Here is a 15,650-nt window from a genome sequence, read left to right as displayed (position 1 = left end):
CCGTCTCGCGCGTCAGGCAACGGTATCAACCGTTGATCACATCCGCGCCCTTCGGCACGATGAACTTGAACTGATCGGCTTTGAGCGGCGGATTCTTCTCGATATTGGAGAACGTCAGCAGCGTCACGTTACCGAACACGTCATGCAATTCCATCGCTTCGAGATTGCCGTTCTTGAAGCCGATGCCGACCTGCTGAAATTGCGTGTCCTGCGCTTTCGGCGTCAGTTCCAACCAGTCGATGCCATCCTTCACGCCCGCGTCGCGCGACGTGAAATTCTTGTCGAGGTCGTTGCTGCCGAAGAGAATCGCGGCCGGACTCGCGCCCAGTGCGTTGCCCAACGGCCGGATAGTGACTTGATTCAAGTCCTTGTCGTAGACGTAAAGTTTGTCGCCGTCGGCCTGCAACACTTGCGCGTAGGGTTTCTCGTACGACCAGATGAACTTGCCGGGCCGCGCGAACGTGAACGTGCCGCTCGACGTACCGCTAATCCTCGAGGCCACGCCCTGCGTGGCCGACGCTGCCTTGCTCGGCGCCTTCACCTCGCGCTGGACGAAGGTGCCGTGCGCCGAGTGCACTTGCGCGATGAACGTCTTCAGCTGCTCGGTGCCGCTCGCGAAAGCCTGCGACGCCAGCAACATCGAAGCGCCGAAAACGACGGCTTTGATCGTGCGGTTACTCGAGCTCAAAGCTGACTTCAAAACTGCCCCCAAAGCCGATCTCAAAACTGACTGCATATAAAAAACTCTCCAGAAAACCTTATTCAGCTTCACGCGCCGGCGTGAGGATTTCGCGATTGCCGTTCGAGGACATCGCGGAAACGAGCCCCGAATTTTCCATTTGTTCGAGCAGTCGCGCGGCCCGGTTATAACCGATGCGCAGATGCCGCTGCACCAGCGAGATCGACGCACGGCGGTTCTTGATCACGATTTCCACCGCCTGATCGTAAAGCGGATCAGCCTCGCCTTCTGCGCCGCCCGCACCCGCGCCACCCGGCGCACCATCCTCACCGTCACCCAGCACGCCGCCTTCAAGAATGCCTTCGATGTAATTCGGCTCGCCCTGCTCCTTCAGTTTGTTCACCACGCGATGCACTTCTTCATCCGACACAAACGCGCCATGCACACGCACGGGCAAGCCCGAGCCGGGCGGCAGATAAAGCATGTCGCCCATGCCGAGCAGCGATTCGGCGCCTTGCTGATCGAGAATGGTCCGCGAATCGATCTTCGACGACACCTGGAACGCCATGCGCGTGGGCACGTTGGCCTTGATCAAACCGGTGATCACATCCACCGACGGCCGCTGCGTTGCCAGAATCAAGTGGATCCCGGCGGCGCGCGCCTTCTGTGCAATCCGCGCGATCAGCTCTTCCACCTTCTTGCCGACTACCATCATCAGGTCGGCGAGTTCGTCGATCACGACCACGATGGTCGGCAAGCGGTTCAGCGGTTCCGGTTCATCCGGCGTCAGGCTGAACGGGTTAGGAATCTTCTCGTCGCGTTTGGTGGCTTCGTCGATCTTGTTGTTGAAACCAGCGAGGTTACGCACGCCCATCTTGCTCATCAGCTTGTAGCGGCGTTCCATCTCGGCCACCGCCCAGTTGAGCGCGTGCCCAGCCTGGCGCATGTCGGTGACGACCGGACAAAGCAGATGCGGAATGCCCTCGTAGACGCTCATTTCGAGCATCTTCGGGTCGATGAGGATCATGCGCACTTCGTCGGCGGTGGCTTTATACAGCAGCGACAAGATCATCGCGTTGATACCCACCGACTTGCCCGAACCGGTAGTGCCGGCCACCAGCAAGTGCGGCATCTTCGCGAGATCGGCGCATACCGGCTTCCCGCCAATATCCTTGCCGAGACCCATGGTCAAAGGCGACGCGGCATCGGCATAAACCTGCGAACCGAGAATCTCGGACAAACGCACGGTCTGGCGGCGCTGGTTCGGCAACTCGAGCGCCATGAAATTCTTGCCAGGAATGGTCTCGACCACGCGAATGGAGACGAGCGACAGCGAGCGCGCCAGATCCTTCGCCAGCCCGACGATCTGCGAGCCCTTGACGCCGGTTGCCGGCTCGATTTCGTAGCGCGTCACAACCGGTCCCGGATAGGCGGCAACCACGTTCACCTCCACGCCGAAGTCCTTGAGCTTTTTCTCGATCAGCCGGGACGTGTATTCGAGCGTGTCGGCGGAGATGGTTTCCTTCACTTCCGGCGCGGCGTCGAGCAGCGCCAGCGGCGGCAGCGTGGAATCGCCGGGGAGATCGGTGAAAAGCGGCACCTGCTTTTCCTTCTCCACGCGCGCCGACTTGGCGGGCGCGACCGGCGGCACGATCATCACCGGTTCCTGCTCCTCTATCTTCACGCGCCCGCGCACGACCTTGCCTTCACGCTTCTCAGCCGCGGCTTCACCCAGCTTGCGATCGCGGCCCGCCTCGCGGCGCATTCTCGCGCCGGTGATGGTGGCCACAATGGCGTCGCCGGTTTTTTCGCAGACGGACAGCCAGGAGAAGTTGAAATACAGCGACAGACCGATCGCCAGCGCGACCAGCAGGAACAGCGTCGCGCCGGTGAAACCCAGCGCGTGGGAGACGCCATGCGCAACGGCCTCGCCGATCACGCCGCCCGGTGCACGCGGCACCTGCACCTTGAGCGACCACATCCGCAACGCTTCAATGCCGTCGCTCGCGGCCAGCACCAGCACGAACGCGAAGGCCTCGGCAAGCCACGTGCGATCCTTCGACGGCGCTTCGTCAGCCTCTTCGTGATTGGTGATCCGCCGATAATTCGCGATGATCCGCCGCACCAGCAGCACAACCCACCAATAAGCCGACAGCCCGAACAAAAGCAGCAGGATATCTGCTGTCCACGCGCCCACGCGGCCCGCCCAGTTGGCGATCTGGTCGACCTGGGCGGCGTGGGTCCAGCTTGGGTCGTGGCGGCTGTAGCTCACCAGCGCCATCAGCAGGAACACGCAGAGCGCGACCTGCAAGATCCATCGAATCTCGGTGAAAAGGCGCGACATGCGGTGCGGCAATGCCTGCGCGCTTGCAGAATAGGTAGCTTTTGCCATTGATCCGTAAGGCTTTTTGATCCGTTGCACACAGTGCACCGGGTCGACAGAGTTAATGACGCATTGTAAACGCTGCGTTGCGATGATCGAGTAAAAATGGTCTGCGGTTTCACCCTGTAACACCCGTGTTACACGCCGCGAGCCTTCAAGCGTGCTATGGCCGCGATTAAAAGGATCACTCGGCGGGCCTTCTTCACGGCCTTTATAATGGCGAATTCGCACCTAACTACAGGTCACTGATAGCCGCGCGCGGCATGCGGTTCGCCGCCAAAAGCGACTTTCCCCTGTCCGCGCGCTCAAGTCGATATGAATCGTTTAATGGATCAACGGTTCGGCCCTAACCACAACGGATTGCTCTCATGTCTTCGCCCAAACACGCAAAAGTGCTGATTCTCGGTTCCGGCCCCGCCGGCTACACCGCCGCTGTCTACGCGGCGCGTGCCAACCTGTCGCCGTTGCTCATCACGGGCCTGGCGCAGGGCGGTCAGCTGATGACGACCACCGACGTCGAAAACTGGCCCGGTGACGCAAGCGGCGTGCAAGGCCCGGAGTTGATGCAGCGTTTGCTCGATCACGCCGAGCGCTTCAACACCGAAGTTGTCTTCGATCACATCCACACCGCCAAGCTGACCGAACGACCTATCCGCCTGATCGGCGACTCGGGCGAGTACACCTGCGACTCGCTGATCATTGCGACGGGAGCATCGGCGCAATATCTTGGCGTGCCTTCGGAAGAAGCGTTCATGGGCAAAGGCGTGTCGGCGTGCGCGACCTGCGACGGTTTCTTCTACAAGAACGGCGAAGTGGCCGTGATCGGCGGCGGCAATACGGCCGTGGAAGAAGCGCTGTATCTGTCGGGTATCGCGAAGAAGGTGACTGTAGTTCATCGGCGCGACAAGTTCCGTGCTGAACCGATCCTGATCGACCGCTTGCTCGCGAAGGAAAAGGAAGGCCTGGTCGACATCAAGTGGAACCACGTCCTCGATGAAGTCACGGGCGACAATACCGGCGTGACCGGCCTGCGGATCAAATGCACGGAAACCGGCACGACCAGCGACGTCCCGCTGCAAGGTGTGTTCGTTGCAATCGGCCACAAGCCGAATACCGATCTGTTCGTTGGCCAGTTGGAGATGAAGAACGGCTACATCATCACGCACGGCGGCCTGCAAGGCAACGCGACGGGCACGAGCATCCCGGGCGTATTCGCCGCCGGCGACGTCCAGGATCACATCTATCGCCAAGCTGTCACGAGCGCCGGCACAGGCTGTATGGCCGCACTCGATGCGCAGCGTTATCTTGAAAGCATCGACGAAAACCCCGCCGAACGGTCGATGAGCGCCGAAGCGGAACGCTAAGCGGCCGGGGCGGCGGCGCAACGAGCGGTCAAGATGACGTTCAGCGCCGCCTCGATACGCGGGCAACAAAACGCCGGTCGCGATCCCCTGGATCGGCCGGCGTTTGTGTTTTCAGCGCGCCCGAAGGCGGTTCAAAACACCGCCGCGCGCCGATTTTTCCGCTTCCCATGTTAAAAAGGGTTTCCGAAAGCGGCGTGAACCGTGTTCCGCCGCCGTGCATTTTCTTCTGCCGTGCAATGCCCAAGAACCTGCCCCATCCGAACGAACCCAAGCTCAAGCGCCAGCGCGACGCCGCGCCGGGTGCCGTCACGACCCTGCCAAAGACTACTGCGCCGACGGCGCAGGAATTGTCGGCGGCATTGAAACGCGATGGCCTCGCGGGGCTCAGCGGGTTGCGCAACTCGCTCGAAGCCGAGGCTGCCAAGCGCAAAATACAGCGCGCCGCCACCGCGATGAGCGAGCGCGAAGCCGTCGCGGACGCGGATGTGTTTCGCCGCGCCATCGGTGAGGTGGAACCGCTGAAAGTCCCGCCCCGTATGACGCCGCCGCGCCTGCCGCCGTCGCCGCTGCCGTTGCAGACGCGTCTTGACGAAGAAGCCGTGCTGCACGAAGCACTCTCCGACGAATACGATCCCGAAAGCCTGCTCGATACCGACGACACCCTCTCCTATTGCCGGCACGGCGTGCGCCAGGAAGTGGTGCGCAAGCTGCGGCGCGGCGCGTGGATCGTGCAGGCGCAACTCGATCTGCACGGCATGCGGCGCGAGGAAGCACGTGAGGCGTTATCGGAATTTATCCGTGAATCGGTGAAACGGGGGCTGCGCTGCGTGCGCGTGATCCACGGCAAGGGACTCGGGTCGATCGGACGTGAACCGGTGCTCAAGGGCAAGGTGCGCGCGTGGCTCGTGCAGAAAGAGGAAGTGATCGCGTTCTGTCAGGCGCGGCCGCACGACGGCGGCTCGGGCGCGGTGCTTGTGCTGCTGCAGCCGGGCGGCTCGCCGCAACATCATGGTCATCCGCAAGACCGGGATCTTCGGGTTCGCGGCGAGGACAAGCGGCACGATCAGCGCAAGGGGCCGTAATCGTGCATCCCAGGCTCACGCTGGCCATCTCGATCATGGAGGCATTCGCGATCTTCGCGTATGCAATTTCCGGGCTGATCGAAGCGAGAAAGCGCCGGCTCGATGCCGTCGGTGCGTTCCTGGTGGCGCTTGCCACGGCTTTTGGCGGCGGTACGATGCGTGACGTACTGCTCTCGCGCCGGCCGTTTTACTGGGTCCAGCATCAGGACTACGTGATCGTCATTTTCGTCATGGCGCTTTTTGCGCCGGTCCTGCTGCGCACGACCACGCGCTTGTTCGACCAGCGCGCGCTGCTGATCGCCGATGCCATCGGGCTTGGCCTGTTCAGCATTTCGGGAACGTCGATCGCACTCGACGCGCAGATGCCCGCGTTCACGGCAGCCATGATGGGCGTGGTGACGGGCGTGTTCGGCGGCATCATGCGGGATGTGCTGTGCAACGAGGTGCCGCTGATCCTGCGCGATTCGCGCCCGTATGCGGTGTGCGCGTTCGCGGGCTGCTGGCTGTATCTGGGGCTCGACTGGCTCGGGCTGCAAGGGGTGTACAGCGTGTTGATATCGACCGGGTTCATTTTGGTCGCGCGGCTCGTCACGCTTAAGTTGGACGTCCGGCTGCCACACTGACTGGCGCTTTGGCGCTTGTGCCGGCGGCCCCGCCCGCAGCCGCGAGCGAAAGCGCTTGGCTATTTGCTACAATCTCTCCTCGATTTTCGTCTTATTTCCGGCATTTCATTTACGTCAACTCCACCCCAACGGTCGATCGACCCGCAGACTGAACATGAATATCGAGCAAGCGCGTTTCAACATGATCGAACAGCAGATCCGTCCCTGGGATGTGCTGGACCAGGACGTCCTGAACCTGCTGTCGATCGTCAAGCGTGAAAATTTCGTTCCGACCGCGTATCGCAACATTGCGTTCGCGGATCTCGAAATTCCGCTGCCCGCCGGCCAGCACATGCTGTTTCCGAGAGTCGAGGCGCGGGTGCTGCAGGAACTGGCCGTGAAAAAGCACGAAGTCGTGCTCGAGATTGGCGCCGGCTCGGGTTACATGGCGGCGTTGCTCGCCGCACGTGGCCGTTCGGTCACGACCGTCGAAATCGAGCCCGAACTCGCGAAGCTGGCCGAAGAGAATTTGGCGGCGAACGGGGTATCGAACGCGCAGGTCGCACTCGGTGACGGCGCGCTCGGCTGGAAAGACGGCGAACCGTATGACGTGATCTGCGTCTCGGGCGGCCTGCCGGTGATGCCGCAGGAATTCCTCGATCAGTTGAAGATTGGCGGGCGGCTGGCGGCGTTTGTCGGCAGTGCACCGGTCATGAAGGCGCAGATCATTACGCGCGTGGACGAAAAACAATTCCGCGTCGCCGATATTTTCGAAACGCTAATCCCGCCGCTCAAGAACGCCGTGCAGCCGTCGCGCTTCAAGTTCTGACGCGGCACATTGGCAGATTCGGACTCGTGCCCGCGCTTGCATCTGCGCTTTCCCGTTTTCGCGGCGAGTCCAAAGTCTCCCGTAGCAAGCTGTTCGTTTGTTTGTGCCGGTAGCATCGGCAGGCCATACGGCTCGCTGTCGCTCACCACTTTCACCGGAATCCCATGCAAAACCTGTCCGCACCCGAACTGGCCGAATGGCTCGCCGATTCATCGCGTCCCGCCCCTGTCCTGCTCGACGTCCGCGAACCGTGGGAAATCGAAACTGCCAAGCTCGCCAACATCGTCGCCATCCCGATGCGCGACATCCCGGCGCGCAGCGAAGAACTGGACGACGAAGCGCAAATCGTCTGCATCTGCCACCACGGCGCCCGTAGCGCGCAAGTCGGCATGTTCCTCGAATCGCGCGGCTTTTCGCACGTGTTCAACCTGTTCGGCGGTATTGACGCATGGTCGCGTCAAGTCGATCCGGCCGTGCCCACGTACTGATTCGTCGGCTTTCGCGTAACGCAGCGGCACGCCGCTCGATGCCGCAATAAAAAACCGCGGGCTTCTGTCAAAGAAGCCCGCGGTTTTTTTCAAAGCCTGCAAAAAATCAAACCACGTTCATCGCCAGCGCGCTCTCGCGATAATGCAGGCTAGCTTTTTCGCTATCGCCGAGTTGTTCGTGCAATCGAGCCAGCGCCCGATGCGTGCGGATCTTCAAGGGTTCGTTATCGGCGAGCTTCAATGCCGATTCCAGGAAGGCCTGCGCCTTGCCCCACAACTGCTGATGCAGGCACAGCCGCCCAAGTGTGAACATCAGATCCGCATCTTCCGTGCGCTCGTTCTGCCACGCTTCGGCACGCTGGATCAACGGCAACGCATCGCCCGGCGACGCGCAATCCGGATAACGCCGCAACAAACGCGCGTCCCAATTGTGATTCAGCGCTTCTTCGACAATCTTGCGCGCATCGTTCCTTCTGTCCAGCGCGATCAACAACTCGGCAGCAAGGTCAGCGAGGCGAGGCGATTGCCGTTCGATCGGCGACAACGACTGCCAGAACTCCAGCAACGCGTCCGGGTTATGACGCCGGTCGCGCAGCAGATTCTCCGAGGCGACCTGACGCAACCGCACCGCGACAGCCGGATGCAGCGCCTCGCGCTTCTCCAGCGTCTTGACCAGCTTCAGCACTTCGCCCCAGTTCTTCAACTGCTGCTGCGCGCGCAGCGCGATCTGCTGCGCATGCAAACGCCGCCCGCCCTGCGCCTGCATCTCGGTCAACGCGACCAGCGCGCCATCGGCGTCGCGGCCATCGGCGCGCATGTCGGCAGTCGCCATCAAACGCGCGTCCTGCCAGTCGCTATCCGTCACCTTCGCGAGCCATTCGTCGCGGCGCGCGTACTCGTTCATCTCATGCGCCGCCTTCGCACCGATCAGGCCTGCCGCACCGCTGTTTTCATCGGCGATAAGGGAATCGCGCGCCGACTTCTCCGCCTTCGAAAAACGTCCAGCATACAGATGGCCGATGGCATCGCGCAACGCGGCGTTCGCCTTCGCAAGCCGCGAGCGCGTGCGATACGCCGACACCCGCTGCGGCATCTTCAGCACGCTGCGAATGGCGCGGAGCACGGCGTAGATCACGATGAACGACACCACCAGCGCCACCACGAACAGATTCAGCGATACATCCACCCGATACGGCGGCATCACGAGCAGCACTTGCCCGCCGTCGAAGACACCGACCAGCGCCAAGGCCGCGGCCGCCGCAAACAGCAGCACAAACCAGATGAGTCCACGCATCGTCATCATCCGCCTCGCTTGAACTGGTGAACCGCCGCGAGACTCGCGTTCAGATCGGGCACGGTGACCGCGAGCGACGCCTGATCGACTTGCTGCAGGAGCAAGCGGACCGCCTTGACCTTGCCCGACGATTGATCGAAGTAGCGGCCGAGCGCGGTATCGGCGGCGTGAAGGTCGGACTTGAGCGCGGGTTCGCTGCGCGAGAGCAACGACAAACGTGCCGACAACAAGCGCAGCTTCACGTTCTCACGCACGAAATAACCTTGATCGGGAGACGCGAGCATGGCGTCGGCGTTGTCGATTCGACGCACCGTCACCAGGCTCGACAACTGCTGCCCGATCCCGGTGGCAATCTGCTGCAGCCACACTTTCCACTGCGGCTGATGGGTCGCCGCCGCGATCGACGCGGTGTTGGCGGGAGCATCCGCGTGCGCCGTAGCCGGCGCGATCGGCGCTTCGCCGGCGAGCGGCAGGGTGTCGATCTGATCGATGGCTGTGTCGAGCTTGATGGCAAGCCCGGTGAGATCGGTGGATGGCGTTGCGCGCAGCTTGTCCATGTCCTGCGCGATGGCTTTACGGATGGTCACGATCTGCGGACCAGTGGTGGCCGCGAGACGCGTGTCGGCGCTTTGCAGCGCGAACAGCGCAAGCTGCACGTTGCCGGTGAGTTGCAACTGCTGGCTTGCGCTCGACAGGATCTGCTCGACTTCAGCAAGCGTCCAGTCGTCGCGATTGCTCGCCAAATCCTGATATTGCTGCTGCAGCGCCTGGCTTTGGGCCTGCGCGTCGGTGAGCTTGCCCTGGAATTGGATGATCTGCGTGTTGATGGCAGACACAGAACTGGCTGCCTGATCGGCTTGGGCGCGCAACGCGGCGGTTTGCGTGTCGTTGGCCTGCATACGTTGCGCGAGTTGCGCATCACGTTGATCGAACTTGCGGTTGAGCATGAAACCGCCCACCCCCGCGACCACCACCACAATCAACAACACCAGCCAGAGTAGCGCGGTGCCCGCACCGCCGCCACGCTGTTTTGGCTGCGACTCGTAAGGCGTGAACGGTGTGTTCGGCGGCAACGGCGGAGTTGACGAGGTGGATTGAGCAGCGGTCTTACTGGTATCGATCGAATCAGTCATGCGTGATTGAGCCGGTTGGTGAGCCGGCGTTGAAGCCGGCCTGGAATCCGTCGGCGCGGACTCCTGGTTGGTTTGACTGGACTGGCTGAACGGCGCTGCCGTCGAGGCCTTGTATCCATGTTCCTGCGCTTTTGCAACCTGCGCTTCCGGTTCTTCTTTTTGTTGCGCTTTCTGTTCCGTTGCCGGGGCGAAGATAGTAACGAGCGCCTGCACGATACGCTCGTCGCCGGCTCCGGACACCGTAATCCTATCAAAACCCGCTTGCCGCGCGGCTTCGGCAATACGCGGATGCGGCGTCACGATTGGCACGTGCTTGAGCGCCAGGGTTTCATCGACGGTGAGATGTTCGCGGGCAAGTTCTTCGAGATTGCGCACGCCTTCCGAGCTCGTCAGCAGCCATGCATGGGGCTCGCCGGCGAGCAGCGCGTGGATGCGTTCCCAGTCGCGCATGGACGGTTCCGGCACGATCCGCCGGTACGCCGCCACCTTCTCCACCTTCGCGCCCGCTGCGCTCAACGCGTCCGCCAGCCACTCGCGGCCGCCGTCACCACGCACGATCAGAACGCGTTTGTCCTTGAGACCATCGGCGCCGAAATGCGCTTCGATCGCCGCGTACAGCGCTTCGGAATCGTAACGGGGGTCCGTGGGGGTTTCAGTCACCGTTGCACCAGCCCCCGGGCTGATGATCGTATAGGCCGGCGGCGTTACGCCTTGTCGCGCGAGCGCGGCCACGCTGCCGGGTCCTACCACGCCGATCGGAACATGCAAAGGCCACGCGGAACTAAGCGCGGTGAAAGCGTGATCGATTGCATTCGGCGATACGAACACCACCAGCGCATACCCAAGTTCAGCGGGCGCGAACAACTCGCCGAGCGCGGCGCGCAGCGGCGCGGCATCCGCCACATGGCCGATATCGATGAGTGGAAACTCGAGCGGCTCAAATCCTGCTCGCTCAAGCAGCGCGAACAAAGCGGCCGACTGGCCCGAAGGACGCGTGACGACAACAGCCGGTCGCTGCGTTGGCCGTTCAGCCGATGATTGGGCAGATCCGTGAGCGCTCGCCATCAGTCAGCAGGCGATGCAGCGGGAGGAATATGCGCGCCGCTCGCGGTGCTCAACGCACGGACGATGTCCATCGCGCCCTGCGCTTCGAGTTCGGCCGAGACGCGGCTGCCGAGATCGAGCGCAGCCTGTATGTCGGCAACCTTGGCCGAGCCTTCGGCGCGCAGAACCCGCGTGCCGTCGATGGTCGATACACAGCCGCGCAGATGCAGCACACCGTCGCGCCAGTCGGCGTACGCGGCAAGCGGCACTTCGCAACTGCCGCCAAGCGAGCGCGACACCATCCGTTCGGCTTCGACTGCCACCGCCGTCGCTTCATGATGCAAGGGCGAGAGCCACGCGGCGAGATCCTCGCGGCCGGCACGGATTTCGATACCCAACGCACCCTGCCCTGCAGCGGGCAAACTGGTTTCAGCCGGCAAGCTCGCACGAATCCGTGATTCAAGGCCGAGCCGTTTCAAGCCGGCTGCGGCAAGAATGATCGCTGCGTAATCGCCACGATCGAGCTTGCCAAGCCGGGTATCGAGATTGCCGCGCAACGGGCGGACGTCTAGATGAGGAAAATGCATGCGCAACATGGCTTCGCGACGCAGGCTGGAGGTTCCCACAATGCTGCCTTCAGGCAACTCCGCGAGCGACGCATAGTGCGGCGAGACGAAGGCATCGAGAGGATCTTCGCGCTCGAGGATCGTGCTCAGGGTGAAGCCGTCAGGCAATTCCATGGGCACGTCTTTCAGCGAATGCACGGCGAGATCGGCGCGGCCGTCGGCGAGTGCGGCTTCCAGTTCCTTCACGAACAGGCCCTTGCCGCCGACCTTCGATAAGGTCCGGTCGAGAATCTGATCGCCGCGCGTCGTCATTCCGAGGATTTTGACGTCGCAAGATGGATATAATTTGTGCAGCGCAAACCGCACGTGCTCGGCCTGCCACATGGCTAGACGGCTTTCCCGCGAGGCAATAACCAGACTTTCGGGCGGTGGCGTGGAAGGCGTCTCGGAGTTCATTGCAGGTCAATCGAATGACGGGATGGATAACGAACAATGGTAGCACGCACGCCATTGCCCATTTACAGTCGGACCCCGCGCCCAAGCGCCGCGGCACGGGTTTCGCGCGATGCGGCAGGACGGAGACAACAAGGTTTTGCCGCATCGCGCGGCATCGCCGGGGCACGCATTTTATCGTGCGCCCGCGGTCAGGCACCTTCGCATCCCCGGTTTCATCCGCAACGCAGTAATGCAGCATGGCAAAGCAGTCGAACGTCGCACTGGCCGGCGGTGTCGCGCCGGTCTCCGGCGCCCGGCCGCCTCCGTATCCTGTCTCTGGCTTTCAAGAGGAACTCAACGTGACGTCTCCCGGATCGGCGCGCAACGCCCGCCCCCGCCGCAACGCGGTATCGAAGGATGCTTCTTCCACCACGCCCGATACGGCGTCCGCCGCTATCAGCCGCGCGGCAACTGTCGCCAAGGCGTCCAAAACCACCGGGACGACCAAACGCGTGGCGAACGGACGTGCTGCGGCCATTCCCGCGCCCGAGGAAACCAGTCAGAACGGCAAGCCGCCCAAAGCCTCGTCGCGTGCGCGCGACGACAAGGACCTGCCGCTCTTCGAAGACATCCGTTATCTCGGCCGCCTGCTCGGCGACGTCGTGCGCGAGCAGGAAGGCGACAAAGTGTTTGATGTGGTCGAAACGATTCGTCAGACGGCAGTGAAATTTCGTCGCGAGGAAGACAACGAAGCGTCGCAGACACTGGAAAAGCGCCTGAAATCGCTCTCGCCCGAGCAGACGGTGAGCGTCGTGCGCGCGTTCAGCTATTTCTCGCATCTGGCGAATATCGCGGAGGACCGGCATCACAACCGGCGCCGCAGGATCCACGCGCTGGCGGGCTCGGCCCCGCAACCCGGCACGATGGCCTATGCAATCGAGCGCCTGAAGGCGAGCCCGAATGCGGCGTCGGCGAAAGCCACGCTGCAAAAATTCTTCGATGACGCGCTCATCGTTCCGGTGCTCACCGCCCACCCGACCGAAGTCTCGCGCAAGAGCATTCTGGATGCGCAACACGAAGTCGCCCGACTGCTCGCCGAGCGCGACCAGGAACTGACCGCGCGCGAACGGGCGCACAACGAGGCGATGCTGCGCTCGCGCGTCACATCGCTGTGGCAAACGCGGATGCTGCGCGACGCCCGCCTGACCGTCGCCGATGAAATCGAAAACGCGCTGTCGTATTACCACGCGACGTTCCTCGAAGAGATCCCCGCGCTTTACGCCGATATCGAAGGCGCGCTGACCGAGCACGGCCTGCCCGCGCGCCTGCCGCCGTTCCTGCAAATGGGTAGCTGGATCGGCGGGGATCGCGACGGTAATCCGAATGTCACCGCCCCCACGCTGGTACACGCCATCACGCGACAGGCCACGGTGATCTTCGAACACTATCTCGATCAGGTGCATAAGCTGGGCGCGGAGTTGTCGGTGTCGCATTTGCTGGCCGGCGCAAGCGATGCGCTGAAGAAGCTCGCCGATGCTTCGCCGGATTCGTCGCCGCATCGTATCGATGAGCCGTATCGGCGGGCATTGATCGGCGTGTATGCGCGGCTGGTGGCCAGCGCCGACGAGCGGCTGGGACACGGCGTGGTCGCGGCGCGCAGCCGTCATCCGGCAAAACCGTACGCGTCGGCGGCCGAATTTGCCGCCGACCTGAACGTGCTGATCGAATCGCTGGCGACGCATCACGGCGAGTATTTGTCGGCGCCGCGGCTCTCGCCGCTCGCGCGTGCGGCCGAAGTGTTTGGCTTTCATCTGGCGAGCATCGACTTGCGTCAGAGCTCGGACATTCACGAAACGGTGATCGCGGAACTGCTCGCGCGGGCGGGCGTCCAGGACGATTACGCCGCGCTGCCCGAAGCCGATAAGGTCACGTTGCTGCTGAGCGAGCTGGCGCAGCCGCGACCGCTGCGCCTGCCCTATTTCGAATACTCCGATCTCGCCAAGAGCGAACTCGGCGTACTGGAAACGGCGCGCGTGACGCGTGAGAAATTCGGTACACGCGCGGTGCGCAACTACATCATCTCGCACACGGAAACGGTCAGCGATTTGCTGGAAGTGATGTTGCTGCAGAAGGAAACGGGCCTGCTGCATGGCCGCCTGGGACATGCCAAAGATCCCGCGCACGATGGCCTGATGGTGATTCCGCTGTTCGAAACCATCGCCGACTTGCGCAACGCGCCGCACATCATGGGCGACTTTTTTGCGCTGCCGGGCGTGGACAAGCTGGTCGAACTGCAAGGCGGCGAGCAGGAAGTGATGCTCGGTTACTCCGACAGCAACAAGGACGGTGGTTTCCTCACATCGAACTGGGAACTCTATCGTGCAGAACTGGCGCTGGTCGCTTTGTTCAAGCGGCACAAGACCACGCTGCGGCTATTTCATGGCCGCGGAGGCACGGTCGGCCGCGGGGGAGGTCCGACCTATCAGGCGATTCTTTCGCAGCCGCCGGGTACCGTCGATGGCCAGATCCGCACGACCGAGCAAGGCGAAGTGATCGCGAGCAAGTTCGGCAATGCGGAGATCGGGCGGCGCAATCTCGAACTCGTGGTTGCTGCAACGCTCGAAGCATCGCTTTTGCCGCACGAGAACACGCCGGCGCAACTGCCGCTATTCGAAGCCACCATGCAGACGCTGTCGGATTCGGCGATGGCCGCGTATCGCGCGCTGGTTTATGAAACGCCCGGCTTCAAGGAGTATTTCTTCGAATCGACGCCAATCTCGGAGATCGCTGAACTGAACATCGGCAGCCGGCCGGCATCGCGGAAACTGCAGGATCCGAAGCAACGCAAGATCGAGGATCTGCGGGCCATTCCGTGGGGCTTCTCGTGGGGTCAATGCCGCCTGCTGCTCACCGGCTGGTATGGCTTCGGCAGCGCGGTAACCGAGTTCCTCGACGGCTCGCCCGACGCCGCCGAGCGCACCCGCCGTCTCGCCACGCTCAAGAAGATGCACAAGACCTGGCCGTTCTTCGCGAATCTGCTGTCGAACATGGACATGGTGTTGGCGAAGACGGACATTGCGGTGGCCTCGCGTTACGCGCAGCTCGTCACCGATAAGAAGCTCCGCAAGCATGTGTTCGGCCGGATTGTGGCGGAGTGGGAGCGGACATCGAGCGTGTTGTCGGAGATCACGGGGAATAACGAGCGGCTCGCGAATAACCCGCTGCTTGCGCGATCGATCAAGAACCGCTTTCCGTATCTCGATCCGCTGAATCACTTGCAGGTGGAGTTGCTGAAACGCCATCGAGCGGGCGATGACAACGTGCGGCTCGGACGCGGGATTCATCTGACGATCAACGGAATTGCGGCAGGGCTGCGCAATACGGGGTGATTCGTCCTTAGGCAGCGTGATCACGCTTCAATGAAAAGCCGGCTTGTGCAGCCGGCTTTTTCTTTTCTTATTTCGCCTCGATAGGCGGCGATCTTATCGCGACGTTTCATCGATTGCTCAAGGTTTTCGTCAGTATTTTCCTGCCGGTGGCAACGCTACAATAGGCACCTCCTGTACCGGTACAAGTTGCACGGTTATTCTGGTATCTAGCCTACCCGAACCGCTGCCGGACTGTCCAAAACGCGTATTGAGCCTCATGCCCTTGTCACCTACCGCCCCCGCCACCGGCACAACGGATTCCGCGCCGCCCCTCGACGCCACGCCGGCACATGCGCTCGGCGACTTCATCCGCGCGCATCGGG

General features: G+C 62.4%; 11 protein-coding genes. 6 read left to right on the top strand and 5 right to left on the bottom strand.

All coding sequences use genetic code 11. The annotated features are described in order from the left end of the window. Nucleotides 1–25 precede the first annotated feature (25 nt). Nucleotides 26–688 (bottom strand): outer membrane lipoprotein chaperone LolA, encoded by a 663-nt coding sequence (gene lolA / locus EOS_RS31295; protein WP_407639195.1) that lies wholly within the window; start codon nucleotides 686–688, stop codon nucleotides 26–28. Nucleotides 689–758: 70 nt separating this feature from the next. Beyond that, nucleotides 759–3,071 (bottom strand): DNA translocase FtsK, encoded by a 2,313-nt coding sequence (locus tag EOS_RS31290; protein WP_047896081.1) that lies wholly within the window; start codon nucleotides 3,069–3,071, stop codon nucleotides 759–761. A 359-nt stretch (nucleotides 3,072–3,430) separates the two neighbouring features. Between EOS_RS31290 and trxB the strand changes: the two genes are divergently transcribed. The 5 genes from trxB to EOS_RS31265 all read left to right on the top strand — a co-directional run bounded on the left by trxB (nucleotide 3,431) and on the right by EOS_RS31265 (nucleotide 7,427). Beyond that, the gene (gene trxB / locus EOS_RS31285; protein ID WP_047896080.1) at nucleotides 3,431–4,426 is read left to right on the top strand and encodes a thioredoxin-disulfide reductase; all 996 of its coding nucleotides are present in this window, start codon (nucleotides 3,431–3,433) and stop codon (nucleotides 4,424–4,426) included. A 236-nt stretch (nucleotides 4,427–4,662) separates the two neighbouring features. Beyond that, a complete protein-coding gene (locus EOS_RS31280; protein ID WP_047896112.1) occupies nucleotides 4,663–5,508 on the top strand; it encodes a Smr/MutS family protein in 846 nt (281 codons plus the stop codon). A gap of 2 nt (nucleotides 5,509–5,510) precedes the next feature. Further along, on the top strand, nucleotides 5,511–6,131 hold the full coding sequence (locus EOS_RS31275; protein WP_047896079.1) for a trimeric intracellular cation channel family protein: 621 nt from the start codon (nucleotides 5,511–5,513) through the stop codon (nucleotides 6,129–6,131). Nucleotides 6,132–6,285: 154 nt separating this feature from the next. Next, nucleotides 6,286–6,939, top strand: coding sequence for a protein-L-isoaspartate O-methyltransferase family protein (locus EOS_RS31270; RefSeq protein WP_047896078.1), 654 nt, complete (start codon nucleotides 6,286–6,288; stop codon nucleotides 6,937–6,939). A gap of 164 nt (nucleotides 6,940–7,103) precedes the next feature. Then, complete coding sequence (locus EOS_RS31265) at nucleotides 7,104–7,427, top strand: rhodanese-like domain-containing protein (protein WP_047896077.1); 324 nt, start codon at nucleotides 7,104–7,106, stop codon at nucleotides 7,425–7,427. A 106-nt stretch (nucleotides 7,428–7,533) separates the two neighbouring features. Here the strand turns inward: EOS_RS31265 and EOS_RS31260 are convergent, their stop codons facing one another. From EOS_RS31260 to hemC, 3 genes are read right to left on the bottom strand one after another with little or no spacing between them, the layout of a single operon-like run. Beyond that, the gene (locus EOS_RS31260; RefSeq protein WP_200908724.1) at nucleotides 7,534–8,727 is read right to left on the bottom strand and encodes a heme biosynthesis protein HemY; all 1,194 of its coding nucleotides are present in this window, start codon (nucleotides 8,725–8,727) and stop codon (nucleotides 7,534–7,536) included. Next, nucleotides 8,727–10,919 carry a fused uroporphyrinogen-III synthase HemD/membrane protein HemX gene (hemDX, locus tag EOS_RS31255; protein WP_047896075.1) on the bottom strand — a complete coding sequence of 731 codons (2,193 nt, stop codon included), beginning with the start codon at nucleotides 10,917–10,919 and terminating at the stop codon, nucleotides 8,727–8,729. The genes EOS_RS31260 and hemDX overlap by 1 nt, the downstream gene beginning before the upstream one ends. Beyond that, the gene (hemC, locus tag EOS_RS31250; protein WP_047896074.1) at nucleotides 10,919–11,920 is read right to left on the bottom strand and encodes a hydroxymethylbilane synthase; all 1,002 of its coding nucleotides are present in this window, start codon (nucleotides 11,918–11,920) and stop codon (nucleotides 10,919–10,921) included. Before hemC ends, hemDX begins: the two co-directional genes overlap by 1 nt. A gap of 338 nt (nucleotides 11,921–12,258) precedes the next feature. On the opposite strand from hemC, the gene ppc reads away from it, so the two are divergent. Next, a complete protein-coding gene (ppc, locus tag EOS_RS31245) occupies nucleotides 12,259–15,288 on the top strand; it encodes a phosphoenolpyruvate carboxylase (protein WP_047896111.1) in 3,030 nt (1,009 codons plus the stop codon). Nucleotides 15,289–15,650 lie beyond the last annotated feature (362 nt).

Origin of the sequence: Caballeronia mineralivorans PML1(12), from assembly GCF_001028175.1 — a bacterium.
GTDB classification, from domain to species: domain Bacteria; phylum Pseudomonadota; class Gammaproteobacteria; order Burkholderiales; family Burkholderiaceae; genus Caballeronia; species Caballeronia mineralivorans.
The sequence above is the reverse complement of the archived record's forward strand: the minus strand, read 5'-3'. Positions and strand labels throughout refer to the sequence as shown.